Source organism: Pseudomonas sp. NPDC088444, from assembly GCF_044900175.1.
Classification (GTDB): domain Bacteria; phylum Pseudomonadota; class Gammaproteobacteria; order Pseudomonadales; family Pseudomonadaceae; genus Aquipseudomonas.
This window is the reverse complement of the sequence record NZ_JBJDNK010000010.1, coordinates 89,219-114,277: the sequence shown is the minus strand read 5'-3', so window position 1 is coordinate 114,277 and position 25,059 is coordinate 89,219. Positions and strand designations below refer to the sequence as shown.

The following is a 25,059-nucleotide window of genomic DNA, read 5'->3' as shown; positions in this document are numbered from 1 at the left end:
TCAGGGAATTGCTCATTTGCCACGCATCAATCTCTTTGAAAGGCATCCATGCCGTCAGCCTGCACAGGCTCGGTTTACTGGGGTCAAGTAGCCGCGCAGTGCTCCGCGCAGCGCCTCAGGCAACGTTTCGAGCACAATCAGAGCAGCACAACATCATATTGTTCCTGGGAGTACATGGTTTCGACCTGAAAACGAATGGTCCGCCCGATGAACATCTCCAACTCTGCCACGTTACCGGATTCTTCATCCAGCAGTCGGTCGACCACCTTCTGATTGGCCAGCACGCGATAACCCAGCGCCTGATAGGCTCGGGCCTCGCGCAGGATCTCCCGGAAAATCTCGTAGCAGATGGTTTCCGGGGTCTTGAGCTTGCCACGCCCCTGGCAACTGATGCATGGCTCGCACAGCACTTGTTCCAGACTTTCGCGGGTGCGCTTGCGGGTCATCTGCACCAGCCCCAATTCGGTGATGCCGATGATGTTGGTCTTGGCGTGATCACGCTCCAGCTGCTTCTCCAGCGTGCGCAGAACCTGGCGCTGGTGCTCGCCATCCTCCATGTCGATGAAGTCGATGATGATGATGCCGCCGATGTTGCGCAGACGCAGTTGGCGCGCGATGGCGGTGGCCGCTTCCAGGTTGGTCTTGAAGATGGTTTCTTCGAGGTTGCGATGACCGACGAACGCCCCGGTGTTGACGTCGATGGTGGTCATCGCCTCTGCCGGGTCGATCACCAGATAGCCACCGGACTTGAGCGGCACCTTGCGCTCCAGGGCCTTCTGGATTTCGTCTTCGACGCCATACAGGTCGAAAATGGGCCGCTCGCCGGGGTAATGCTCAAGGCGGTCCGCGATTTCAGGCATCAGTTCGGCGACGAACTGGGTGGTCTTCTGGAAGGTTTCCCGGGAATCGATGCGAATCTTCTCGATACGTGGGCTGACCAGGTCGCGAAGGGTGCGCAAGGCCAGGCCCAGGTCTTCGTAAATAACGCTTGCGGGGCTGATGGTCTTGATCTGCTCGCCGATCTGGTCCCATAGGCGGCGCAGGTAGCGGATGTCCATCATGATCTCATCGGCCCCGGCGCCTTCGGCTGCCGTACGCAGGATGAAACCGCCCTTTTCCTTGATGCCTTCTTTGGCCACGCAGTCGCTGACAACCTGCTTGAGCCGCTCGCGCTCGGTTTCATCCTCGATTTTCAGCGAGATGCCGACGTGCGCCGTGCGCGGCATGTACACCAGATAGCGTGAAGGGATGGACAACTGGGTAGTCAGGCGCGCGCCTTTGCTGCCAATCGGGTCTTTGGTGACCTGCACCACCAGACTTTGGCCCTCGTGGACCAGCGAACTGATGGTCTCGACGGCCGGGCCTTCGCGCATGGAAATTTCCGATGCGTGAATGAACGCAGCGCGATCCAGACCAATGTCGATGAACGCCGCCTGCATGCCGGGCAATACGCGCACGACCTTGCCTTTGTAGATATTGCCGACGATCCCGCGACGCTGGGTCCGTTCGACGTGGACCTCTTGCAACACACCGTTTTCGACAACGGCCACGCGCGACTCCATCGGCGTGATGTTGATCAGGATTTCTTCACTCATGGCTTTTCACCTTCCAGGCATTGCCAGCAGGGTATGCCAAAACGCTGGAGAATTTCTGCGGTTTCGCACAAGGGCAGGCCAACGACTGCGGAATAGCTGCCACTGAGGTGTTCCACGAACACTGCGCCCAGCCCTTGGATGCCATAGCTGCCTGCTTTGTCGCGAGGCTCGCCACTGGCCCAGTAGGCCTTCGCCTCTTCGGGAGAAATTGCACGAAAGCGCACGCGGCTACTGACCACGCGGATTTCACAGTGCTGCTCGTCGACCACGGCGATGGCGGTCAGGACTTCGTGTTCGCGATTGGACAGTGCCGCGAGGGTGGCGAGGGCTTCGGCCTCGTCGGCGGGCTTGCCGAGAATACGGCCATCGAGAACGACGGCGGTGTCGGCGCCCAGTACGCAAGCGGTGGGATAAGCGGGATCATTGGCCAGTTGCAGCAGACCGGCATCGGCCTTGCCGCGAGCCAGACGCTCGACGTAAGCGGTCGGGGATTCGTCTTTGAGCGCGGTCTCGTCGATGTCGGCAATGAGCGTCGTGAAGGGCACTCCGATCTGAGTCAGCAATTCACGACGGCGCGGGGAGCCGGAGGCGAGCAGAAGTTGGGGCATGGGACGTCTCCGTGTCAGTGGTCTTCAACCTGGGCAGCGCCAATCCTGTGGGAGCGAATTCATTCGCGAGACGCCGGTAAAGCCGGTAGAGATGTGTCGCCGGACAAACCGCATCGCGAATGAATTCGCTCCCACAGGTCCTGCCCGCAACCTGCTATTTCAGTTGATCTTCAACCGCAACCGCAACCCGCGCAGGCCATAACTCACCCACGGCCAAAGCAAAGCGCTGACCAGTGCTGGCAAAACAAGCGCAAGCGTCGGCTGGCGATTACCGGTCAGGGCGCTGAGCCACAACTGGACCAACTGCGCCAGGCCGAAGATCACCAGAATCACCAGGCATTGCTGCCACATCGGGAACATACGCAGACGCTGTTGAAGCGACAGCACCAGGAAGGTGATCAACGTCAAAATCAGAGCGTTCTGCCCCAGCAATGTTCCATACAAAACGTCCTCGGCCAACCCCAGCATCCAGGCGGTGACCATGCCGATCTTGTGCGGCAACGCCAGCGCCCAGAACGCCAGCAAAAGCTCCAGCCAGAGCGGACGGAAGATTTCCATGAATTGCGGCAACGGCGAAACACTGAGCAACAGGCCGATGGCGAAGGTCAGCCAGACCACCCAGCCATTACGAGGAGGTGCGTGACGGGCCATTACTCTTCCCTCTCATGCGTTGTCACAGGCGTCGTCGGCGTGGGCGGTTTTGACGCCGCGGGCTTGGCGGGCTGGTGGGCGGGCGGTTTGCTCGCGGCAGGTTTCGCAGGCGCGGCGGCAGCAGGAGCAGTCGCGGGCGAGGCGGCAGGCGTTGTCGAGGTGCCGTGGGCAGTGGCTGCCGGTTTCGGCACGGTGGCCGGAACGACTGGCTTGTTCGGCGTCGCAGTGGGCGCTACGCCCGGTGCGGTGGCAGACGGAACGGCCGAGGGATCAGCCGACTGACGGTCCAGCGATTCCTGCTGCTGCGCGGCATCGGCAGCGCGCTCTTCCGGCGAGCGACCATCAGAGAACACCAGCAGCAGGTAACGGCTGCGGTTGAGAGCAGCGGTTGGCACAGCGCGAACGATCGCAAAAGGCTGGCCGGAATCGTGAATCACTTCCTTGACCGTCGCCACCGGGTAGCCTGCCGGGAAGCGCTGCCCCAGGCCGGAACTCACCAGCAGATCGCCTTCCTTGATGTCGGCAGTGTCCGCCACATGGCGCAGTTCCAGCCGCTCCGGGTTACCGGTGCCGCTGGCAATCGCGCGCAGGCCGTTGCGGTTCACTTGCACCGGAATGCTGTGGGTGGAGTCGGTCAGCAGCAGCACGCGGGAGGTGTACGGCATCAACTCGACCACCTGCCCCATCAGACCGCGGGCATCGAGCACCGGCTGGCCCAGCACCACACCGTCGCGCTCACCCTTGTTGATGATGATGCGATGGGTGAACGGATTGGGGTCCATGCCGATCAGCTCGGCGACTTCGACTTTCTCGTTGACCAGTGCCGACGAGTTCAGCAACTCACGCAGACGCACGTTCTGCTCGGTCAGCGCAGCCAGCTTTTGTAGGCGGCCCTGGAGCAGCAGGTTTTCGGTCTTGAGTTTTTCGTTCTCGGCGGCCAGTTCCGTGCGGCTGCCAAACTGGCTGGCAACGCCTTGATACAAACGCTCGGGCAGATCGGCAATCCAGTAAGACTGCATCAGCACCAGCGACATCTGGCTACGGACAGGCTTGAGCAGGGTGAAACGCGCGTCCACGACCATGACGGCCACAGACAGGACGACCAGCACCAACAGACGAACGCCCAGCGACGGGCCCTTTGAGAAAAGCGGTTTAATGGGCCGCTCCTTCCAGGGATGCTTGTGTTTGGCTGTGCTTATTCATGGGACATGAAAGGCCTGGTGCGGATTGACGGAAATAAGGTGTGCAAGCCTTGCAACATCGCGAGGCGACGTCAACAGGTCAGACACGAACAGGCAGCACCGTCAGATGCCGCCCGTCCAGCTCAACAGGGTACTTCCGGCGACTTATTCGCTGGAGAGCAGGTCCATGGTGTGCTTGTCCATCATTTCCAGCGCACGGCCACCGCCGCGAGCGACGCAGGTCAGCGGGTCTTCGGCGACGATCACTGGCAGGCCGGTTTCCTGTGCCAGCAACTTATCCAGGTCACGCAGCAATGCGCCACCACCGGTCAGAACCAGACCACGCTCGGCGATGTCCGAAGCCAGCTCAGGAGGCGATTGCTCCAGTGCGCTCTTGACCGCCTGAACGATGGTTGCCAGGGATTCCTGCAACGCTTCCAGCACTTCGTTGGAGTTCAGGGTGAAGGCACGTGGCACGCCTTCTGCCAGGTTACGACCGCGTACGTCGACTTCACGTACTTCGCCACCTGGATAGGCGGTGCCGATTTCCTGCTTGATGCGCTCCGCGGTGGACTCACCGATCAGGCTGCCGTAGTTACGGCGCACGTAGGTGATGATCGCTTCGTCGAAACGGTCGCCACCCACGCGAACGGATTCAGCGTAAACCACGCCATTGAGGGAGATCAGAGCGATTTCAGTGGTACCACCACCGATATCGACGACCATCGAACCACGGGCTTCTTCGACCGGCAGGCCTGCACCGATGGCAGCGGCCATTGGCTCTTCGATCAGGAACACTTCACGTGCACCAGCGCCCAGGGCCGACTCGCGAATGGCGCGGCGCTCAACCTGAGTGGATTTGCACGGAACGCAGATCAGCACGCGAGGGCTAGGCTGCAGAAAGCTGTTTTCATGCACTTTGTTGATGAAGTACTGGAGCATCTTTTCGCACACGCTGAAATCGGCGATCACGCCGTCTTTCATCGGACGAATGGCAGCGATGTTGCCCGGAGTACGGCCCAGCATGCGCTTGGCTTCCATCCCGACAGCAACGACGCTCTTCTGATTTCCGTGGGTCCGAATGGCCACAACCGATGGCTCGTTCAGGACAATACCGCGCTCACGCACGTAAATAAGGGTGTTGGCAGTGCCCAGATCGATGGAAAGATCGCTGGAAAACATGCCACGCAGTTTCTTGAACATGGGAAAAGGACCCTAGGGAACGCGTGGGTAAAAAAGTGCGGCAAACTCTAACAACGACAGGGATTTTGGGCAAGGAGCCAATATGTTAAATTGGCGGTTTTTCCGAGCACTACCCTCGACGATCGCGGCCCTTCGACCGTCAATCTTGGGGAGTGTTCCGTAATCTGACGTACGGTCGACACCGTATGCATTCCACTGGAGAACCCCATGGCGCTTGATCGCTCCGACGTGGAAAAAATCGCGCATCTGGCCCGTCTGGGCCTCAATGACGCCGATATCCCGCGTACCACCGAAGCACTGAACAGCATTCTCGGGCTGGTCGACCAGATGCAAGCCGTTGACACCACCGGTATCGAACCGCTCGCGCACCCGCTTGAAGCGTCGCAACGCCTGCGTGAAGACGTGGTCAGCGAAACCAATCATCGCGATTCCTACCAAGCCATCGCACCAGCGGTCGAAGACGGCCTTTATCTGGTTCCGAAAGTCATCGACTAAGGGAATGAGCCTGCAATGCATCAAATGACTCTGGCTGAGATCGCTCGCGGTCTGGCCGACAAAAAGTTTTCCTCTGAAGAACTGACCCGTTCGCTGTTGGCGCGCATCGCCCAGGTTGACCCTCAGCTCAACAGCTTCATTTCCGTCACCGAAGACCTGGCCATCACTCAGGCCCAGGCCGCTGACGCTCGTCGTGCCGCTGGCGAGAACGGCGCGCTGCTGGGCGCCCCGCTGGCGCACAAGGACCTGTTCTGCACCCAAGGCATCCGCACCAGCTGCGCGTCGAAGATGCTCGACAACTTCAAGGCCCCTTACGACGCCACCGTCGTTGCCAAACTGGCCGCTGCGGGCACCGTGACCCTGGGCAAGACCAACATGGACGAATTCGCCATGGGTTCGGCCAACGAATCCAGCCATTACGGCGCGGTGAAGAACCCGTGGAACCTGGAACACGTACCGGGCGGTTCGTCCGGTGGCTCGGCCGCCGCTGTTGCCGCACGTCTGCTGCCTGCCGCGACCGGCACTGACACGGGCGGTTCGATTCGCCAGCCTGCGGCGTTGACCAACCTGACCGGTCTGAAACCGACCTACGGTCGCGTATCGCGCTGGGGCATGATCGCCTACGCGTCGAGTCTCGATCAGGCAGGCCCCATGGCCCGCACCGCCGAAGACTGCGCGCTGCTGCTGCAAGGCATGGCCGGTTTCGACATCAATGACTCCACCAGCATCGACGAGCCGGTGCCGGATTACAGCGCCAGCCTGAACGGCTCGCTGCAGGGCCTGCGCATTGGTGTGCCGAAGGAATACTTCAGCGCCGGTCTGGACCCACGCATCGCCGATCTGGTCATGGCTAGCATTGAAGAGCTGAAAAAGCTCGGCGCCGTGGTCAAGGACGTCAGCCTGCCGAACCTACAACACGCGATCCCTGCTTATTATGTGATCGCCCCGGCAGAGGCCTCTTCGAACCTGTCACGTTTCGACGGCGTGCGTTTCGGCTATCGCTGCGAAGACCCGAAAGACCTGACCGACCTGTACAAGCGCTCCCGTGGCGAAGGCTTCGGCCCGGAAGTGCAGCGCCGGATCATGGTCGGTGCCTACGCGCTGTCCGCGGGCTACTACGACGCCTACTACCTGCAAGCGCAGAAGATTCGCCGCCTGATCAAGAACGACTTCATGAACGCGTTCAAGGACGTCGACGTGATCCTCGGCCCGACCACGCCAAACCCGGCCTGGAAAATCGGCGCCAAGAACGCCGATCCGATCGCTGAGTACCTGGAAGACTTCTACACCATCACCGCCAACCTCGCGGGCCTGCCGGGCCTGTCGATGCCAGCCGGTTTCGCCGACGGCTTGCCGGTCGGTGTGCAACTGCTCGCGCCGTACTTCCAGGAAGGCCGCCTGCTGAACGTCGCTCACCAATATCAATTGGTGACCGATTGGCACACTCGTTCGCCTGAAGGCTTCTAAGGAGAAAACACATGCAATGGGAAGTCGTCATCGGGCTGGAGATTCACACCCAGCTCACCACCCAATCGAAGATTTTCTCCGGTAGTGCCACCACGTTCGGCTCCGAACCGAACACTCAGGCCAGCCTGGTTGACTTGGGCATGCCCGGCACCCTGCCGGTGCTGAACAAGGAAGCCGTGCAGATGGCGGTCAAGTTCGGCCTGGCCATCGACGCCGAAATCGGCCAGCACAACGTGTTCGCGCGCAAGAACTACTTCTACCCGGATCTGCCGAAGGGCTATCAGATCAGCCAGATGGAACTGCCGATTGTCGGCAAGGGCCACCTGGACATCACCCTGGAAGACGGCACCATCAAGCGCATCGGCGTGACCCGTGCTCACCTGGAAGAAGATGCGGGCAAGAGCCTGCACGAAGACTTCAGTGGCATGACCGGTATCGACCTGAACCGCGCGGGCACCCCGTTGCTGGAAATCGTTTCCGAGCCGGACATGCGTTCGGCCAAGGAAGCGGTGGCCTACGTCAAAGCGATGCACGCGCTGGTCCGTTATCTGGGCATCTGCGACGGCAACATGGCCGAAGGTTCGCTGCGTTGCGACTGCAACGTGTCGGTACGCCCGAAAGGCCAAGTCGAATTCGGCACCCGCTGCGAGATCAAGAACGTCAACTCGTTCCGCTTCATCGAGAAGGCGATCAACAGCGAGATCCAGCGCCAGATCGACCTGATCGAAGACGGTGGCAAGGTCATTCAGCAGACCCGCCTGTACGACCCGAACACCAACGAAACCCGCGCCATGCGCAGCAAGGAAGAAGCCAACGACTACCGTTACTTCCCTGACCCTGACCTGCTGCCGGTGATCATCGAGGATTCGTTCCTCGAACAGACCCGCGCCAGCCTGCCAGAGCTGCCACCGCAGAAACGCGAGCGCTTCCAGTCGCAGTTCGGCCTGTCGCTGTACGACGCCAGCGTGCTGGCTTCCAGCCGCGAGCAGGCGGACTACTTCGAAAAAGTGGTCGGCATTGCCGGTGACGCGAAGCTGGCCGCCAACTGGGTCATGGTCGAGCTGGGTTCGCTGCTGAACAAGCAAGGCGTGGAAATCGACGAATCGCCGGTCAGCGCCGAGCAACTGGGCGGCATGCTGCAACGCATCACCGACAACACCATCTCCGGCAAGATCGCCAAGATGGTGTTCGAGGCCATGGCCAACGGCGAAGGCAGCGCGGACGAGATCATCGAGAAACGCGGCCTCAAGCAAGTGACCGACACGGGCGCCATCGAGTCGATCCTCGACGAGATGCTGGCCGCCAACGCCGAGCAGGTCGAGCAGTACCGCGCGGCGGACGAAGCCAAACGCGGCAAGATGTTCGGCTTCTTCGTCGGTCAAGCCATGAAGGCGTCGAAAGGCAAGGCCAACCCGCAGCAGGTCAACGAAGTGTTGAAGCGCAAGCTGGAAGGCTGAGGCCGCAGCGCTCTCGTGATTGTTCCCACGCGCTGCGTGGGAACATCTATTCGAACGCTCTGCGTTCGCCTTTTATGACGCGGAGCGTCACGGGCTGCATTCCCCACGCAGAGCGTGGGAACGATCAGGAAGAGGATTGTAAATCCATGTGGCGGCTCCTCGGCGCTTGCGCCCTGCTCTCCCTGCTGGCCGGTTGTGCCAGTGAAGGCATCATCGATCCACACGGCTACGACGCCACCGGCGGCGCCTCGTACTACGGCTCAAAACACCAAGGCAAGCGCACCGCCAGCGGTGAACGCTTCGACCAGAACTCCCTGACCGCCGCGCATCGCCAGCTACCCTTCGGCACCCGCGTGCAAGTCACCAACCTGGACAACGATCGCAAGGTCATCGTCCGCATCAACGATCGTGGCCCGCACAACCGTGGCCGGATCATCGACGTTTCCCGCTCAGCCGCCGAGCAATTGGGTATGCTGCGCAGCGGAACGGCCCAAGTCAGGGTTCAAGCCCTCGACGACTGACTCAGAATGAACTGTAAGGTGCCCTGAATTCTCGCCCTCTCGACTCTGCCACTGCCCACACTGATCGAACTGGTCTGTGGCCTCATCATGATGATCATCGGCGCCGAATTCTCGGTCCGTGCCGCTGTGGTTCTGGCTGCCCTGCTGAAAACCCGTCCGCTGTTTCTCGGTCTGACCGTCGTCGCCCTCGGCAGCAGCGCGCCACAGATGGCTGTCGGCCTGCAAGCCGCACTGACCGACAGCACTGACATCGCCGTGGGCAGCGTCATTGGCAGCAACATCTTCAATATCCTGGTGACCCTCGGCCTGTCGGCGCTGATCATCCCGCTGCGCGTGGCGCGGCAACTGGTGCGTGTTGATCTGCCGCTGATGATCGGCGCTACCGCGCTGGTAGCGGGCCTGGCGTGGAATGGCGTGCTAAGCACGTTCGACGGCGTGATTCTGCTGATCGGCATGGCGGTCTACCTGGCCGTGGTCATCCGCCAGTTCGCCCACGGTGCGCGGCATGTCAGCGCCTCGGAAGAACTACCCCGTCGCAAGGTCTGGCCCATCACCGGGCGCTTGATCCAGATGAGCTGCGGGCTGGCGTTGCTGATTCTGGGCAGCCATCTGTTGGTGGGTGCGGCCGTGATCGTGGCGCAGGATCTGGGGCTGTCGGAACGGGTCATCGGTCTGACCGTCATCGCCGTCGCCACCTCCCTTCCTGCGTTGATGACCTCACTGATCGCCGCCCTGCGTGGCGAGCGCGACATCGCGGTGGGCAACATCATCGGCAGCAACCTGTTCAACCTGCTTGGGGTGCTGGGCATCACTTCGCTGATCGCTTCGGGACCACTGTCAATTTCCCCCAACGCGCTGGATTTCGACCTGCCGGTGATGCTCGGCGTCGCACTGCTGTGTCTGCCGCTGTTTTATTCGGGTTATCGGATTACCCGGCTGGAAGGCTTGCTGCTGCTGGGGCTGTACGCGGTGTACGCGCTGCACATCGTCTCATTCACCACTGGCATGCCGCTGGCTGGGCGGCTGGAGCGGTTGATGATTCATTACGCGTTGCCGGTGTTGGGGATGGCGGTGTTAATCGGCACCGTTCGCGCATGGCGGCGACAACACTAAACTTGTGGGAGCGCCGCCCGGCCGTCTCCCACAGGTTTGAGTTCACGATTAGGTGCCGTGTCCGTTTCGACGATTAAATCCAGCCACCCCACTGCAAGATGAATATCCCGATATTGGTGGTCACTGCCGCCGCCAATGTGGTCATGACGATGATCGACGCCGCCAGTTCATGATTACCCTCCGCCGCCCGCGCCATGACGAAACTGGCTGATGCGGTCGGTGCGCCGAAGTACAAAAACAGAATTCCCAGTTCCGCATGGCGAAAGCCCAGCAACCACGCGCCCACGGTGCAGATCAACGGCAGCCAGACCATCTTCATCATGCTCGCGCTGATGGCCAGTGCGCCGCTTTCGCGCAACGACTTGAGCGACAGCGTGCCACCGATACACATCAAGGCCAGCGGCAACGTCATCTGCGCCAGATAGCTGCCGGAGGTGTCGAGCCATTTCGGCAGCGGGATTTGCCAATACGCGAACGGCGTTGCGGCCACGATACTGATGATCAGCGGGTTGGCCACCACGCTTTTGCAGATGCTCCACGGGTCGGACTTGATTACCGGGCTGTACACCGCCAGCACCACAGTGGACAGCGTGTTGTAGAACAGAATCACCAGCGCGGCGAGGATCGCGCCGAGGGAAATGCCGTAATCGCCATACATGCTCGCGGCCAGTGCGAGGCCAATCACACCGTTGTTACCGCGAAACGCGCCTTGCACGTATATGCCCCGCTCAACGTAAGGCACGCGATAGATCGCCCAGCCCCAGACCAGCGCAAAGCCCACCAGCGTGGCGACGATGAAGTAGATCAAAACGCCCGGCTGCAACGCCGCGTGCAGGTCGGCGTGGATGATGCCCAGGAACAGCAGCGCGGGCATTGTGCAGTTGAACACCAGCGAGGAAGCGGTATGGATGAAGCTGTCGTTGATCCAGCCAACGCGTTTGAGCACCACGCCCAGAAACAACATGGCGAACACAGGTGCCGTGATGTTCAGGGTTTCCCAAAATATTGCCAGCATGCACACCCAACCCTGAGCCGTCGTTAGGAGGCTAATGATAGGCCAGTGGCGGGTGAAGTGTTATCGGGAATTGCGTGGTGGTCGTACAACTTATCAATTTTTGAAAACACATAGCTGTGGGAGCCGGCTTGCTGGCGAATGCGATGGATCAGTGACAACAATGTGGCTGACACAACGCATTCGCCAGCTAGCCGGCCCACAGAGAATTGCATTTCAACAGGGAATTGATATCAGGCAGAAATCGCCGGTTGCAACTTCTTCTCAAACACCGACACCCCATCCAGATCCCGCAGCGTCACGGTCAACTCACCGCTCTGCCCTTCAATGTTCACTTCACCAAAGAACTGAAACCCGGCAAAGGGCGAGGTGTTCTGCGCAGGCGGGGCTTTCTGGAACACCAACTCCGGACCAAAGGTCTTGTCCAGCGTGTTGGGGCCGAAACTGCCCGCGTTCAAAGGTCCGGCGACGAACTCCCAGAAGGGGTCGAAATCCTGAAACACCGCCTGATCCGGGTGATAGTGATGGGCCGCGCAGTAGTGCACGTCGGCCGTCAACCACACGGTGTCGCGGATCTTCTGCTGGCGCATGAACGCCAATAACTCCGCCACCTCCAGCTCACGCCCTTTCGGCGCACCGTTGTCGGTGTTGGCGATCGCCTCCCAGCGCATCACGCCAGGGCTGATCTCACCATCCGGTACACCCAGGCTGATCGGCATGTCCGCTGCAATGACCTTCCACTGCGCGTTTGACGCCTGCAACTCGCGCTTGAGCCAATCCAGTTGTTCGCGCCCGAGAAACGCCGTGGTCGGCCCTGGTTTGTCTGCCAGATTGGCATCATTGCCATCGCGATAACTGCGCATGTCGAGCACGAACACGTCGAGCATCGGCCCGTAACTGAGTTTGCGATACACCCGCCCGCCGTTGTCGGCACTCTGCAGACGCATCGGTGCGTATTCCAGAAATGCCTGACGGCCCCGTGCGGTGAGCAACTGGATGTCCTTGACCTTGTAGCGATCATCGAGCTGCTTGCTCGGCGACCAGTTGGTGGTCACTTCGTGGTCGTCCCATTGCCAGATCTGCGGCACCTCGGCGTTGAAGCGGCGCAGGTTCTCGTCCATCAGGTTGTAGCGATAGGCGCCGCGATATTCGTCGAGGGTTTCGGCGACTTTGCTCTTAGCTTCGGTGGTGAGGTTGCGCCAGATGCGTCCGCCTTCGGTGACCACTTCGGCAGGCACCGGGCCGTCGGCGTAAATGGTGTCGCCGCTGTGGATGAAGAAGTCCGGCAAGCGCAGGCGCATGGCTTCATAGATGCGCATGCCGCCGATATCCGGGTTGATGCCGAAGCCTTGGCCCACGGTGTCGCCGCTCCACACGAAGCGAATGTCACGGCGGATTTGCGGCACGCTGCGCAGATGGCCGAACCAGGGTTCGCTGGCAACACCGGTCTGGGCGTCTTCGAAGAACACCCGATAGAAAATGGCTTGGTCGGTGGGCAGGCCGGTCAGTTCGACGCGAGCGGTGAAGTCGGTGCGTTAATCGGCCAGCAGAGAAACGGCACGACGCGGGTTGGTGAACGTGCTGCGGGTGTCCCATTCCACGACCATGCGCGAGGGACGATCACTGCGGCTCCAGACCATGGCGCGGTCGCCCAGCAGGTCGCCGGACTGTACGCCATCGGTCATCTTCGGACGATCCTTGACCGAAGCAATGACCGCAGGCGCCAGGCCCGGCAAGAGCAGGCCTGCGCCAGCGGCTTGAATGATGCGACGGCGAGTCGGGTCAAACTGAGTCATTTTTGTTCCTCTTAGGCGAATGGCGAAGAGAGGAACCTAGCAATGCAATGTTGGGTGAATGTGACAGGACACACGGAACCTGTGGGAGTGAGCTTGCTCGCGATGGCGTTGTGTCATTCAACATCAATTTGTCTGACACGGCGCCATCGCGAGCAAGCTCACTCCTACAGCGGTGATCGGCGCTATTGAATCAAGCCCCCGCAGGCACCGCATCCAGCTCAACGACCTCAGGCCGTTTCAGCACCGCATAAACAACCCCCGTCACCACACTGCCCGCAACAATCGCCAGCAAATACAGCAACGCATGGTTCATGGCATTCGGGATCAGCAGCACGAACAGCCCGCCATGGGGCGCCATCAGTTTGCAGCCGAAGAACATCGACAGCGCACCGGTCAGTGCACCACCGACGATGCTCGCCGGAATCACCCGCAGCGGGTCTTTGGCGGCGAACGGAATCGCGCCCTCCGAAATGAAGCACAAGCCCAATACGAAGGCCGCTTTCCCCGCCTCGCGCTCGCTCTGTGCAAACTTGCGACGAGCGATCAGCGCAGCGATACCCATGCCAATCGGCGGCACCATACCCGCTGCCATCGCAGCGGCCATCGGCGCATAACTTTGCGACGCCAACAGCCCGACCGAAAATGCATAAGACGCTTTGTTGATCGGCCCGCCGAGGTCGACGCACATCATCGCGCCGAGTAACACGCCCAACAGAATCGCGTTGGTGGTGCCCATGCTGTCGAGGAAATGGGTCAGCCCTTCGAGCATGCCGGCCACCGGCTTACCGACCACGTAGATCATCACAAGGCCGGTGAACAGACTCGCCAGCAGCGGGATGATCAGAATCGGCTTCAGCGCTTCGACACTGGCAGGCAGCTTCGCGTAACGATTGATCGCTGCCGCGCTGTAACCCGCCAGAAAGCCTGCGACGATGCCGCCGATGAACCCGGCCCCCAACGTACTCGCCAACAGCCCGCCGATCATGCCGGGCGCAAGCCCCGGACGGTCGGCGATGGAATAGGCGATGTAACCCGCCAGTAACGGCACCATCAGCTTGAACGCAGCATCGCCACCGATCTGCATCAGCGCCGCCGCCAGCGTGCCCTGCTCCTTGAACGCGGTGATGCCGAACACAAACGACAGGGCAATCAGCAGACCGCCCGCCACCACCATCGGCAGCATGAATGACACGCCGGTGAGCAGGTGTTTGTAAACGCCGGTTTTCTCTTTCTTCGCCGGAGCTTTCGAGGTTGTTGCAGAAGATTCGATTTCGCCTTCCGCCAGCGCTTTTTTCAGCGTGGCTTCGGACTGTTTCAGTGCGATACCGGTGCCGCAGCGATAGATGCGCTTACCGGCAAAACGCTCGGTGGCGACTTCGATGTCAGCGGCGAGCAACACCACGTCAGCGTCGGCAATTGCCTGGGCGCTGAGCGGGTTGCGTGCGCCCACCGAACCTTGGGTTTCCACTTGCAGGTCGTAGCCGAGCTTCTTCGCGGCCTGCTGAATGGCTTCGGCGGCCATGAAGGTATGCGCGACCCCGGTCGGGCAGGCGGTGACCGCCACCAGACGCGGCGTTTTATCGGCAACAGGCGCGCCCGCCTTCTCGCTGACGACATGAACTTTCGCCAGTTCATGGGCCGAATGCATGAACGTGTCGATGTCCTGCAACGCTTGCGACGGCGTGGATTGGTGCACGCGCTTACCCGCAAAACGGCTCAGGTCCAGCGGCCCGGTGTTGACAACCAGCACCCAGTCGGCGCTCTCGATGTCAGCGGCAGACAGTTGTGTTTCAGGATGACGCGGATCGTGCACTTCAACGCAGGTGCTCCAGCCGCGACGCTGCGCCGCCGCCTCGAGCAGGCGAGCGCTGAGGACACTGCTGATCTTGCCGTTCGGGCAAGCCGTGACAATGGCTAACTTCATCACACTTCCTCTCTTATTCTTCGATCCTGGAGCGTTCGGTCATGGCGCGTACATTGACGCCGCTTTCCAGCCGTTTGAGCTGCGTCGCGTCGTTGATACCAAAGCCGATCTGGGTCACGGCCATCGCCGCAATCGCCGTGGCAGTGCGTAGCACCTGCTCAGGTTTTTGGCCACTGAGCAGCCCATGAACCATGCCCGCCAACAGCGAGTCCCCCGCCCCCACCGTGCTCGCGACCGTGACCTTCGGCGGCAACGCCTGCAACGCCACGTCAGGGCTGAACCAGTGCACGCCCTCAGAGCCTTGGGAAATCACCACATGTTCGATGCCTCGCTGATGCAGAGCCTTCGCGGCCTCGGCTTGAGCGGCGATGGAAATGATCGGCGCGTCCAGCGCATCCGCCAGCTCTTCAGTGTTGGGTTTGATCAGCCATGGCGAGGCTTCAAGCCCGGCGCGCAAGGCTGCGCCGCTGCTGTCCAGAGCGACCTTCAATCCCTTTTCGGTGAGCATGAGCAGCAGCGTTTTCAGCCACTGTGGATCAACGCCCCGAGGCAAACTGCCCGCCACCACCACAGCGTCGAAGTCGCCCGCAATCTGCTCGACCCGCGCCGCCAGGGCCTGCTGCGCCTGCGCGCTGACTTCAGGACCGGGGCCGTTCAAATCGGTGATCCGGCCGCTGCTTTCCGCCAGTTTGATATTGCTGCGCGTCTCCCCGGCTACGCGGACGAATTCGTCAACGAAACCACGCTTCTCGAACAGCGCTTCAAAGGGCTGCTGATTGTCGACACCCAGAAATCCAGCAACGGTCAGTTCATGGCCGAGATCCGCCAACACTTGCGCCACGTTGAGGCCCTTGCCCGCCGCGTGGCTGAGCATGCATTCGCTGCGGTTGACCTGGCCGACCTGCAAAGGCCCCAACTGGACGGTCAGGTCCAGCGCCGGGTTCATGGTCAATGTCAGAATTTTTGCCATCACAGCTTCTCCACACACAGCCCCTCCACGAGGCCACGTACTTCAGCAGCAGTACCCACCGCCAGCGCGTTTTGCGCCAACTGCCGGGCACCGGTCAGATTCAACTCGCGAACGCAGGCTTTGACCTCGCCAATGCTGCGCGCCGCGACACTCAATTCATCCACACCCAAACCGACCAGTACTGGCACCGCCTGCGGGTCTGCGGCCAACTCACCACACACACCGACCCACTTGCCGTGGGCATGGGCCGCACGCACAGTGATGTCGATCAGTTGCAACACAGCGGGATGCAGGCCATCGGCCTGGACAGACAACGTCGGGTGACCACGGTCGATGGCCAAGGTGTATTGCGTCAGGTCGTTGGTCCCGACGCTGAAAAAATCGACCTCTTTGGCCAACACTGGCGCCAACAACGCGGCTGAGGGCACTTCGATCATGATCCCCAGTTGCAGATCCGCAACCGGGATTTCCTGAAGCAGGCGCGCGGTCATGTCTCGCGCCTGACGCCATTCTTCAACCGTGCCGACCATGGGGAACATGATGCGCAACGAGCGGCCATCGGCGGCGCGCAACAAGGCGCGCAACTGACTTTCCATGACGTCCGGACGTTGCAGGGTCAGACGAATGCCGCGCACGCCGAGGAAGGGGTTTTCTTCTTGGTCGATGGGCCAGTAAGGCAGCGGTTTATCGCCCCCCACATCGAGAGTGCGCACCACCAGTGGACGGCCCTTGAGGTCGTCCAGCACGCGGCGGTACTCGGCTTCTTGCGTGGCCTCATCGGGCGCGGAACTGTGGGCCATGAACAGCAATTCGGTGCGCAACAGACCAATGCCTTCAGCGCCCTGTTCCACAGCGCCAGACGTGCCGGTGCTGTCGCCGATATTGGCGAACACCTCGACGGCATGGCCGTCCTGGGTGATCGCCGGCTCCATGCGCAGGGCCGCCGCTGCCTTCAGGCGCAGTTCGCGCGTGTCGCGGTCAAGCAACGCGCGTTGCAACGTCTGCTCATCAGGCGCGACATCCAGACGCCCGCGCTGGCCGTCGATCAACAACACGGTCCCGGATTTGATCAACAGCACCGCATCGCCCGCCCCCACCAGCGCTGGAATGCCCAACGCACGGGCGACGATGGCGCTGTGGGCCGTAGCGCCGCCACGGGCGGTGAGAATCCCGGCAACGCGGGCGGGATCAAGGCGCGCCACGTCCGAGGGGCCGACTTCATCCATCACCAGAATGTAAGGTTCTTCCGGTTCGACCAGATCCTCGACACCGCAAATTTGCGCCAGCACTCGACGACCGACATCACGCAGGTCAGCGGCACGCTCAGCCAACAGCGGGTCATTAAGTTGTTCCTGCTGTTTCGCCGCCGCTTCGACCACATGGGCCCAAGCGGCCGCTGCACTTTCCCCGTCTTTGAGGCGCTGCGAGACTTCATCGACCAACTCGGGGTCGTCGAGCATTTCCTGGTGGGTGACGAAAATCTCGCGAATCGCTTTGGCGGTGCTTCGCTGAATCAACCGGCCAATGTCCTCGCGCACCTGCACCAGCGCGCCATGCAGACGTTCGCGCTCTGCCCGCTGGGATTCGCCACGCAACGGGTACTCGATCACCGGCAAGACATGAACGTGGGCCGGCCCCGTGGCGATGCCCGGCGAAGCAGGCACAGCGTGAACCTGTGCCCCGGCGATCGGCGCGCTCAGGGCTTTTTCCACCACAGCAGCGATAGGCGATGGTGCGTGTTCCGTGGGCAATGGCTCAATGTCTTCGCCCAAGCCTTCACGCACCGCGGCAATCAACGCTGGCAACGCATCGTTGGCAATCGAAGGCTCGGCGATAAACTCCAGCACCTGTCCGCGACGCACGCCCAGGCTCAACAATTTACTCAGGCTCTTGGCCGACACCGGATTTTCAGTGCTGTCGAGCACGCGCACGCGCACATCGCCTTCAAAGTTCTTGGCCAGTTGCGCGAGAATTTTCGCCGGGCGCGCGTGCAAACCGTGGGCGTTGGCCAGCGCGATACGTTCGCTCGGCCAGTCCGGTGGCACGTCACCGCCCAACGCCTGAAGCACCGCGCGGCTGCTGGTGGCCTGGCCCAGCTCGTGGCCGCGACCTTCGATGAGCAACGCGCACAAACGTTCGAGCAACGCCTGATGGGATTCGCCCAGACTGGCGAGGCAAAACAGCCCGTTCAGTGGCTGCCCCAAATGACGCATCGGTTTGTCGGGGGTAACGAACGCAAGGCCCGGTTTGTTGACCATTTGCTCGCTGTGCAGCCACCACAAGCCTTCGCCCAACGGCAGGGCGTCCACCTGCTGCAATACCGCCGCGAATCCGTTGCTCACGCATTCGGCGCGACGCAGCAGACGCGCGCCGCGCCAAACCAGTTCTTCGAAGTCATCCACCGACGCGCCGAGGCTGATCATCTGTGCGTCCAGCGCCAACTCCTGCGGCGCGCCTTGCAGCAGTTTGAGCAATGACTCGGGACTTTTCGCCTGACGCAGCGCTTCGCCCAGATCGGTCTCACCGAGGGCGCGGGTCAGCAGTTGCAGCAGACGCAAGTGTTCGTCGGATTTGGCGGCAATGCCGATGGCCAGATAAACAATCTGCCCGTCGCCCCAATCAACACCCTGTGGAAACTGCATCAGGCGCACGCCTGTGGCATGCACCTGGTCGCGCGTCTGTGGCGTGCCATGGGGAATCGCGATGCCTTGCCCCAGAAAGGTCGAGCCCTGCTGTTCGCGGGATTGCAGGCCATGCAGATAACCCGGCGCGACCAGGCCGTCGGCTACCAGACGATCAGCGAGCAATTGCAATGCGGCGGGTTTATCCACAGCCGACTGGCCCATGGAAATTTGCTCAACGGTCAGTTCGAGCATCGCGTTCTCCTGTGCGGCGCAGACGCGCCTGATTCTTGTTGTAGACCAACGGTTTTGCCCGATTACAGCAAGAAAATAGCTTGCTGAATCGTTTCATCTAGAATGGTGGGCACGTTACTCGATAATCTTCAACGTTTGAAGCTCATCCGATCAAATGCTGTAGGAGACGTCCTAAAAAACTTAAACCCGTCACTTCCCACCATGGTCTGCTGTAATCATGGCCGCGAATCGGTGAAAATCCCGAACGCATTTCGTCCGAGCCAAAGAATAAAAGGAAGGTCCGTTTGAAACTCAGCGATATTGCGCGTCTGGCCGGTGTGTCCGTGACCACCGCCAGCTACGTGATCAACGGCAAGGCCGAGCAACAGCGCATCAGCAATGCGACGGTCGAGCGCGTGCGTGCGGTGGTCCAGGCTCATGATTTCCGGCCCAACCCACAGGCGGCCGGATTGCGCAGCCGTCATACCCGCACCTTGGGCTTCATTCTGCCGGACCTGGAAAACCCCAGTTACGCGCGCATCGCCAAGCAGCTGGAACAAGGCGCTCGCGCCCGGGGCTACCAGTTGCTGATCGCCAGTTCCGACGACGATCCGGTCAGCGAGTTGCAGCTCATGCAGTTATTCCGCGCCCGCCGCTGTGACGCCCTGTTCGTCGCCAGTTGCCTGCCCGCCAGCGATGACAGCTACCGAGACCTGCAACAGCATGGCATCCCGGTCATCGCCATCGACCGGGAAATGGACCCGGCGCATTTCTGCTCCGTCGTCAGCGACGACCACGACGCCAGCCAGCAACTGACCCGCAGCCTGCTGGAGATCAACCCCAAGCACATCGCTTTGATCGGTGCCCGCCCCGAATTGAGCGTCAGTAAGGCCCGCGCCAGTGGCTTCGAGGATGCAGTGGAGGGTTTCAAAGGCTCGGTCATCATCGAGCACGGCGAGACCTTCAGCCGCGAATGTGGCCTGCGTGTGGCGGGTGAAATGCTTGATCGGCTGGGGTATTTCCCCGATGCGCTGATTACCACGTCCTATGTGTTGTTACAGGGGGTGTTTGACCTGTTGCACGAGCGGCGGCTGAACCCCGATCAGCTTCATCTGGGCACCTTTGGTGATACGCAGTTGCTGGATTTCCTGCCGTTGCCGGTCAACGCCATGGCCCAACAGCATCAATTGATCGCGGAAAAAGCACTGGCGCTGGCGTTGTCCGCCGTTGAGCAAAATCAGTACGAGCCTGGCGTGCATGCCATTGTTCGTACCTTCAAACAGCGCATTCACGGGGCCTGATACGTGACGCTGATCGACACCCACACCCATCTGGATTTCGACGACTTCGACGCCGACCGCCAGGCAGTGCTCAGCCGCTGCCAGCCATTGGGCGTCGAGCGCATGGTGGTGCTGGGGGTCTATCAGCGCAATCTGCAACGGGTGTGGGATTTGGCGCTGCAAGTGCCGTCGGTGTACGCCGCCTTGGGGCTGCACCCGATCTACCTCGATGAGCATCGCCCCGAACACCTTCAGGAGCTACGTGAACGGCTTTCCGCACTCGCCGGTCATCCCAAGCTTTGCGCGGTCGGCGAAATTGGTCTGGATTACTACGTCGAATCCCTGGACCGCCCCCGGCAACAAGCAGTGTTCGACAGCCAGTTGCAGATGGCCGCCGACTTCAATCTCCCCGCCCTCCTGCACGTGCGCCGCAGCCACGCCGACACCATCGCCGCCCTCAAGCGCTTCAAACTCAAGCGCGCCGGAATCGTCCACGCCTTCGCAGGCAGCCGGGAAGAAGCGAAGGAATACATCAAACTGGGTTTCAAGCTCGGCCTCGGCGGCGCACCGACCTGGCCACAAGCGCTGCGCATGCACCGGGTCATCGCCGAACTGCCGCTGGACTGCGTGGTGCTGGAAACCGACTCGCCCGACATGGCGCCTGCGATGTACCCCGGCATGCGTAACAGCCCGGAGCATTTGCCAGAGATTTGTGCGGCGTTGGCGACGTTGATGAATGTCTCTGCCGAGCGGTTGGCCGAGGTCAGTACGTTGAATGCCAGGGCGGTATTTGGCTGGTGTTGATACGGCGTTCGCCACACGTTTGATTCAACTCTTTGCGTAAGAAAAACCCTACTCCCACGACAGACTGCGAGCACCTTCCGGGCATCCGCACGCCCCTGTAACGCCCTCTCCCCCCACGCCTTGAATGGCGCCTTGTCCCGGCAAGGCTGGCGCCAGAGAGGCCACGTGTTCTTTCGCAACATCGTCCCGTCGTGGTTCGAATTCCAACGGCTGATCGCCGACACGCTCGCACGCCGAACCCATCAGCACTCGGACGGCCACACCCATTTGTCCGGGCCACCCGCGCACTCCCCGGCCAATCGCGCCCACCAGGTGCGCATGGCGTTTCATCAGGCGCTGTCGCAGGTTCCGCGATCGCTCTGAAAGCCAGCGGCTGGATTCTCGGCGTATTGGGGCTGGCGGCAGTGGCCGAGTTCTTCGTCGACGGCTTGCCGAAAATTGCCGGTTACTACTGGCACGGCATCAACATCGCCTGGGACGCCCCGCAACCCCACGATCCCTACTGCTGTGGCGACCCCATGGTCGTCACCCGCGCCGCCCGCGAAATCGCCCAGGGCCACGTCGCCATGGTCGCGCTGCTGCTCAGCGCCATCGTCGCCTACCTGACACGCGGACGTGGCCAGGCGCAGCTACTCGCCAGCGACATGCAGCAAAGCGCCAGAGGCGCGAAGCTCGGGCAGTGGATGCTCAAACACGAAGACGCCCTGAAACAGCGTCCGGATTTGCAGCCTCGCGGGCCAGTGAGTGGCGGTCGGGTTGATTCGGTGGAGGCACACAAACCTGCTCAGAATCACCAAAAGCCGGAACAGCCGCCCGTTAAAAAGCCATTGGGCATGCCCGAGCACAACGTGCCGTGCTTCAGCGCTGATAACCTGCCAGAGAAGAAGATTCCGGAGTTTGATCGGCAGTTGGGCGGGCAGCAGGGCGGGCTGAATGATTTGACGGTGGATGAGTATTTGAAGGGGCGGGAAGCGTTCAAGGCGGGGGATGGGGTGCGTGATCCGAAGGTGGCAATTGATGCACGTAAAAATCTGGAGAGAAATCTTATTGAGCGTCTGGCCAGCGAGTTACGAATAAAAGGCAGATCAGTTTCTGAAGCCAGGCAGATGGCTAAAATCGCTGCACGAAAAAAAATGAATATGATTGCTGCGCTTCATAACCCGGATCTGGTTGCCGGAGGAAAAGATAAAATTTCGGACTTCGGAGACAGGCAGGTGAATTCAAGCATAGGCGCACAATGGCGAGGGAGAATACAGGGGCTTGATGAGGCTGCTACCAGGATCGATCCCAATCAGCGCACCAAATTCAAGTTAAATGCGAGATTAACTCGTTGCAAGTAGGAGACATTATGGACGCTTATTTTGAGTGCTTCACCGAGAACATGGGACCGTCACACAACCGCGTTGATGTCGCTTATTCAACGGTACAAGCTTACCGAAACAAGCTACCTGATCAATTACTCACTTATTGGCAGCAGCACGGCTGGTCAGGTTACGCGAACGGTAATTTCTGGACAGTTAATCCTGGCGATTACGACGGAGTGGTACACCAATGGCTGTTGGATTCTGGCACTCCCGATCCAGACAAGCATTACGTCATCGCTAGAGGTGCATTCGGCGATCTTTATCTTTGGGCAGCTGCCAAGCAAAACCTACTCACTATAAATGTTAAATATGCTCGTTACACAGCAGGTTTTGAAGATTCCACGCCAGTCAGCGCAGATGAAAAAATCAGATCTTTTTTTACAACCATGAGTCCTGAGTACAACGACTTCGATGACCTGTTCGAAAAAGCCCTAAAAAAACTCGGCCCACTCAAATCAGACGAAATGTACGGATTCCTCCCTGCTTTAGCTTTGGGCGGTCCCAGTGAGTTGAAAAATCTACAGAAAGTGAAAATCATCGAGCACTTGGCGTTCCTATCCCAACTCTCCCCCCTGACCGACTGGGGCTTTCCGGACTTCGAGACGATCATGAAGCTGACGGAATGAGCCCCGCCGCCGACCATTGATCAGCCTCGCTGGAACTAACGTGGCCTGAGCCTCTTCTTAGCTGATGACACCCCAGCGCTGTCGATGATGGCTGCGTCACCCACGTCGCTACCGCTGGCAAGCCGGGCTGCTACACAAACGGCGGCGTGCGTTGCACAGGGAGTTCGCCCATGAGCGAATCATGCAGCACTGCAAAGTCTGAAGTCGTACTGCTGGCTACGCACAAGAAGCTGGCAACCCATGAAGTGGTGGTGCAGCAGGCTCTGGCCGAGCGCATCGCCGGGCTGTTGGGGGCGACGTTCGTCGGTGATTACGATCCGGCGTTACACAAGGGTCAAGCCCTCTATTACATCCCGTCCGACACGCTGATCGGCAAGAAAGCTGGCGATGCGCTGAGCATTCATACGGTCGATGACTTCTTCGGCGGCTTGATCGATTTCCCGTTCATGGCAACCAAGGCCATTTCTCATCCCCTGTTGAAAGACGCCACCGCTCAACCATCGGGCTGGTCAACACGCTTTTTTGAAGACGCGGGCGATTCGGTGCTCAACGGCTTTAGCGTGTTCAACGAGGCTGACGCACGACGCGCCGGTCGGCAGTTGCTTGAAGACGGCCCCGTGCGCATCAAACCCGTGTTGGCCACTGCGGGTCGTGGCCAGGTCGTGGTGACGTCCGAAAGCGAACTCGATCAGGCCCTCGCGCAGCAGAACATGACCGAGGTCAGCGAATGGGGCCTGGTGCTGGAAGAAGACTTGCATGACGTAATCACGTACAGCGTTGGCCAGGTTCAGGTGGCCGGCATGACCGTCAGCTACCACGGCACTCAACGCCTGACCAAAGACAACCACGGCGAACAGGTCTACGGGGGCTCGCAGTTGTGGCTGGTGCGCGGCGATTACGAGGCGCTGCTCACCCTCGACCTTGACGACGACGTGCGTCGCTCCGTGACTCAGGCCATGCGCTATGAAAAAGCCGCACTGACGTGCTTTCCCGACTTCCTCGCCTCGCGCCGCAATTACGACATCGCTCATGGCACCAACGCGCGGGGACAAGTCTGCTCAGGGGTGTTGGAGCAATCATGGCGCATCGGTGGCGCCAGCCCTGCGGAGATCGAGGCGCTGGTGGCCTTCGCGGCGGATCCCTCATTGCAGCGCATCGGCGCGTCCAGTCACGAAATCTACGGCCCCGCCACCCTGCCCGCTCAGGCCCATGTTCTGTACGAAGGCGACGATCCCGACGTCGGCCTTATCAGCAAATTCACACAGGTCCAGCCTTATGACCGTACGCAGTGAAACCATCGACATCCACGTCAGCGACGAAACCATTTCCGGCACCATCCTCACCCCCGGCGCGAAAATGCCCGGCATTCTGTTCGTCCACGGATGGGGCGGGAGCCAGCAACGCGACCTCGCTCGGGCGAAGAACATCACGGGGTTGGGCTGTGTGTGCCTGACCTTCGATTTACGCGGCCATGAACGCACGCACGAAATGCGCGCCTCGGTCTCTCGGGAACACAGCATGGAGGACTTACTGGCCGCCTATGACCGACTTGCCAGCCACCCGGCGGTGGATAACAACGCCATCGCGGTGATCGGCAGCAGCTACGGGGGATATTTGGCGACCATTCTCAGTGGAATGCGCCCGGTGAAGTGGCTGGCGCTGCGCGTACCCGCACTGTATTGGGACGCTGACTGGGACATGCCCAAACAGGCGCTGGACCGAGACAAGCTGGCCCATTACCGGCGCTCGGCGGTCACAGCGGCGGACAATCGCGCGTTGGCGGCGTGCAAGGAGTTTCAGGGGGATGTGCTGCTGGTCGAGTCCGAGCAGGACGACTACGTGCCCCATGCAACATTGATGAGTTATCGCACAGCGTTCGACCTGGCCCATTCGCTGACCTATCGGCTGCTCGACGGTGCGGATCATGGGTTGAGCAGCGACACCAGCCAGCATGCGTACACGACCTTGCTGACCGACTGGATCAGCGAGATGGTCATTGGTTCGCGGTTGGTGGATTACCCACATCATTCGCCGGCGTATTCCTGAGACCGAGTGATATTTCCTCAACAAACACCACTCCCCTGTGAGAGCCGACTTGCTGGCGAAAGCGTTGTGTCATTCAGAGCCATGCGCCCTG

Annotated in this window: 21 protein-coding genes and 1 pseudogene; 12 read left to right on the top strand and 10 right to left on the bottom strand. The window is 60.7% G+C overall.

Features of this window, described 5'->3' with window-relative positions; genetic code table 11:
- Nucleotides 1–137 precede the first annotated feature (137 nt).
- The 5 genes from rng to mreB form a co-directional block, all read right to left on the bottom strand.
- The gene (rng, locus tag ACI2KB_RS20140; RefSeq protein WP_404637190.1) at nt 138–1,595 is read right to left on the bottom strand and encodes a ribonuclease G; all 1,458 of its coding nucleotides are present in this window, start codon (nt 1,593–1,595) and stop codon (nt 138–140) included.
- A complete protein-coding gene (locus ACI2KB_RS20135; RefSeq protein ID WP_404637188.1) occupies nt 1,592–2,203 on the bottom strand; it encodes a Maf family protein in 612 nt (203 codons plus the stop codon). Before ACI2KB_RS20135 ends, rng begins: the two co-directional genes overlap by 4 nt.
- Before the next feature lie 159 nt (nt 2,204–2,362).
- Complete coding sequence (mreD, locus tag ACI2KB_RS20130) at nt 2,363–2,854, bottom strand: rod shape-determining protein MreD (RefSeq protein WP_404637186.1); 492 nt, start codon at nt 2,852–2,854, stop codon at nt 2,363–2,365.
- Nucleotides 2,854–3,981 (bottom strand): rod shape-determining protein MreC, encoded by a 1,128-nt coding sequence (gene mreC, locus ACI2KB_RS20125; RefSeq protein WP_404637548.1) that lies wholly within the window; start codon nt 3,979–3,981, stop codon nt 2,854–2,856. The genes mreD and mreC overlap by 1 nt, the downstream gene beginning before the upstream one ends.
- A 219-nt stretch (nt 3,982–4,200) precedes the next feature.
- Entirely contained in the window at nt 4,201–5,238 is a 1,038-nt protein-coding gene (mreB, locus tag ACI2KB_RS20120) for a rod shape-determining protein MreB (protein ID WP_020292894.1), read from the bottom strand.
- Between the two features lie 207 nt (nt 5,239–5,445).
- Between mreB and gatC the strand changes: the two genes are divergently transcribed.
- The 5 genes from gatC (at nt 5,446) to ACI2KB_RS20095 (ending at nt 10,291) form a co-directional block, all read left to right on the top strand.
- Nucleotides 5,446–5,733, top strand: a complete 288-nt coding sequence (gene gatC / locus ACI2KB_RS20115; protein WP_404637184.1) for an Asp-tRNA(Asn)/Glu-tRNA(Gln) amidotransferase subunit GatC — start codon at nt 5,446–5,448, stop codon at nt 5,731–5,733.
- Nucleotides 5,734–5,748: 15 nt separating this feature from the next.
- Nucleotides 5,749–7,200, top strand: coding sequence for an Asp-tRNA(Asn)/Glu-tRNA(Gln) amidotransferase subunit GatA (gatA, locus tag ACI2KB_RS20110; protein WP_404637182.1), 1,452 nt, complete (start codon nt 5,749–5,751; stop codon nt 7,198–7,200).
- Nucleotides 7,201–7,211: 11 nt separating this feature from the next.
- Complete coding sequence (gatB, locus tag ACI2KB_RS20105; protein WP_404637180.1) at nt 7,212–8,657, top strand: Asp-tRNA(Asn)/Glu-tRNA(Gln) amidotransferase subunit GatB; 1,446 nt, start codon at nt 7,212–7,214, stop codon at nt 8,655–8,657.
- A 146-nt stretch (nt 8,658–8,803) separates the two neighbouring features.
- Nucleotides 8,804–9,178: a septal ring lytic transglycosylase RlpA family protein gene (locus ACI2KB_RS20100; protein ID WP_404637178.1), complete on the top strand. Its 375-nt coding sequence runs from the start codon at nt 8,804–8,806 to the stop codon at nt 9,176–9,178.
- A gap of 60 nt (nt 9,179–9,238) precedes the next feature.
- The gene (locus tag ACI2KB_RS20095; RefSeq protein WP_404637546.1) at nt 9,239–10,291 is read left to right on the top strand and encodes a calcium/sodium antiporter; all 1,053 of its coding nucleotides are present in this window, start codon (nt 9,239–9,241) and stop codon (nt 10,289–10,291) included.
- A gap of 73 nt (nt 10,292–10,364) precedes the next feature.
- Here the strand turns inward: ACI2KB_RS20095 and ACI2KB_RS20090 are convergent, their stop codons facing one another.
- The 5 genes and pseudogenes from ACI2KB_RS20090 to ptsP form a co-directional block, all read right to left on the bottom strand.
- The gene (locus tag ACI2KB_RS20090; RefSeq protein ID WP_404637176.1) at nt 10,365–11,306 is read right to left on the bottom strand and encodes an AEC family transporter; all 942 of its coding nucleotides are present in this window, start codon (nt 11,304–11,306) and stop codon (nt 10,365–10,367) included.
- Between the two features lie 230 nt (nt 11,307–11,536).
- Nucleotides 11,537–13,099 (bottom strand): annotated as a pseudogene (locus ACI2KB_RS20085) (alkaline phosphatase D family protein).
- Nucleotides 13,100–13,289: 190 nt separating this feature from the next.
- On the bottom strand, nt 13,290–15,023 hold the full coding sequence (locus tag ACI2KB_RS20080) for a PTS fructose-like transporter subunit IIB (RefSeq protein ID WP_404637174.1): 1,734 nt from the start codon (nt 15,021–15,023) through the stop codon (nt 13,290–13,292).
- A gap of 13 nt (nt 15,024–15,036) precedes the next feature.
- The gene (gene pfkB, locus ACI2KB_RS20075; protein ID WP_404637172.1) at nt 15,037–15,993 is read right to left on the bottom strand and encodes a 1-phosphofructokinase; all 957 of its coding nucleotides are present in this window, start codon (nt 15,991–15,993) and stop codon (nt 15,037–15,039) included.
- Entirely contained in the window at nt 15,993–18,869 is a 2,877-nt protein-coding gene (gene ptsP, locus ACI2KB_RS20070) for a phosphoenolpyruvate--protein phosphotransferase (protein ID WP_404637170.1), read from the bottom strand. The genes pfkB and ptsP overlap by 1 nt, the downstream gene beginning before the upstream one ends.
- A 284-nt stretch (nt 18,870–19,153) precedes the next feature.
- On the opposite strand from ptsP, the gene cra reads away from it, so the two are divergent.
- The 7 genes from cra (at nt 19,154) to ACI2KB_RS20035 (ending at nt 24,968) form a co-directional block, all read left to right on the top strand.
- Complete coding sequence (cra, locus tag ACI2KB_RS20065; RefSeq protein WP_404637168.1) at nt 19,154–20,149, top strand: catabolite repressor/activator; 996 nt, start codon at nt 19,154–19,156, stop codon at nt 20,147–20,149.
- 3 nt (nt 20,150–20,152) lie between these two features.
- Nucleotides 20,153–20,932 carry a TatD family hydrolase gene (locus ACI2KB_RS20060; protein ID WP_404637166.1) on the top strand — a complete coding sequence of 260 codons (780 nt, stop codon included), beginning with the start codon at nt 20,153–20,155 and terminating at the stop codon, nt 20,930–20,932.
- A 165-nt stretch (nt 20,933–21,097) separates the two neighbouring features.
- Entirely contained in the window at nt 21,098–21,295 is a 198-nt protein-coding gene (locus ACI2KB_RS20055) for a hypothetical protein (RefSeq protein WP_404637568.1), read from the top strand.
- On the top strand, nt 21,286–22,272 hold the full coding sequence (locus tag ACI2KB_RS20050; RefSeq protein WP_404637544.1) for a DUF6861 domain-containing protein: 987 nt from the start codon (nt 21,286–21,288) through the stop codon (nt 22,270–22,272). The genes ACI2KB_RS20055 and ACI2KB_RS20050 overlap by 10 nt, the downstream gene beginning before the upstream one ends.
- Nucleotides 22,273–22,280: 8 nt before the next feature.
- Nucleotides 22,281–22,922, top strand: a complete 642-nt coding sequence (locus ACI2KB_RS20045; protein ID WP_404637164.1) for a GAD-like domain-containing protein — start codon at nt 22,281–22,283, stop codon at nt 22,920–22,922.
- A gap of 170 nt (nt 22,923–23,092) precedes the next feature.
- Complete coding sequence (locus ACI2KB_RS20040; RefSeq protein WP_404637162.1) at nt 23,093–24,214, top strand: DUF3182 family protein; 1,122 nt, start codon at nt 23,093–23,095, stop codon at nt 24,212–24,214.
- On the top strand, nt 24,198–24,968 hold the full coding sequence (locus tag ACI2KB_RS20035) for an alpha/beta hydrolase family protein (RefSeq protein ID WP_404637160.1): 771 nt from the start codon (nt 24,198–24,200) through the stop codon (nt 24,966–24,968). Before ACI2KB_RS20040 ends, ACI2KB_RS20035 begins: the two co-directional genes overlap by 17 nt.
- Nucleotides 24,969–25,059: the final 91 nt, after the last annotated feature.

Coding starts and splice junctions, on each gene's coding strand:
- pfkB (WP_404637172.1), bottom strand. CDS start 15,993: ATGGCAAAAATTCTGACATTGACCATGAACCCGGCGCTGGACCTGACC.
- ACI2KB_RS20045 (WP_404637164.1), top strand. CDS start 22,281: ATGGACGCTTATTTTGAGTGCTTCACCGAGAACATGGGACCGTCACAC.
- gatB (WP_404637180.1), top strand. CDS start 7,212: ATGCAATGGGAAGTCGTCATCGGGCTGGAGATTCACACCCAGCTCACC.
- ACI2KB_RS20100 (WP_404637178.1), top strand. CDS start 8,804: ATGTGGCGGCTCCTCGGCGCTTGCGCCCTGCTCTCCCTGCTGGCCGGT.
- mreD (WP_404637186.1), bottom strand. CDS start 2,854: ATGGCCCGTCACGCACCTCCTCGTAATGGCTGGGTGGTCTGGCTGACC.
- ACI2KB_RS20040 (WP_404637162.1), top strand. CDS start 23,093: ATGAGCGAATCATGCAGCACTGCAAAGTCTGAAGTCGTACTGCTGGCT.
- gatC (WP_404637184.1), top strand. CDS start 5,446: ATGGCGCTTGATCGCTCCGACGTGGAAAAAATCGCGCATCTGGCCCGT.
- mreB (WP_020292894.1), bottom strand. CDS start 5,238: ATGTTCAAGAAACTGCGTGGCATGTTTTCCAGCGATCTTTCCATCGAT.
- ACI2KB_RS20035 (WP_404637160.1), top strand. CDS start 24,198: ATGACCGTACGCAGTGAAACCATCGACATCCACGTCAGCGACGAAACC.
- ACI2KB_RS20080 (WP_404637174.1), bottom strand. CDS start 15,023: ATGAAGTTAGCCATTGTCACGGCTTGCCCGAACGGCAAGATCAGCAGT.
- ACI2KB_RS20090 (WP_404637176.1), bottom strand. CDS start 11,306: ATGCTGGCAATATTTTGGGAAACCCTGAACATCACGGCACCTGTGTTC.
- gatA (WP_404637182.1), top strand. CDS start 5,749: ATGCATCAAATGACTCTGGCTGAGATCGCTCGCGGTCTGGCCGACAAA.
- rng (WP_404637190.1), bottom strand. CDS start 1,595: ATGAGTGAAGAAATCCTGATCAACATCACGCCGATGGAGTCGCGCGTG.
- ACI2KB_RS20135 (WP_404637188.1), bottom strand. CDS start 2,203: ATGCCCCAACTTCTGCTCGCCTCCGGCTCCCCGCGCCGTCGTGAATTG.
- ptsP (WP_404637170.1), bottom strand. CDS start 18,869: ATGCTCGAACTGACCGTTGAGCAAATTTCCATGGGCCAGTCGGCTGTG.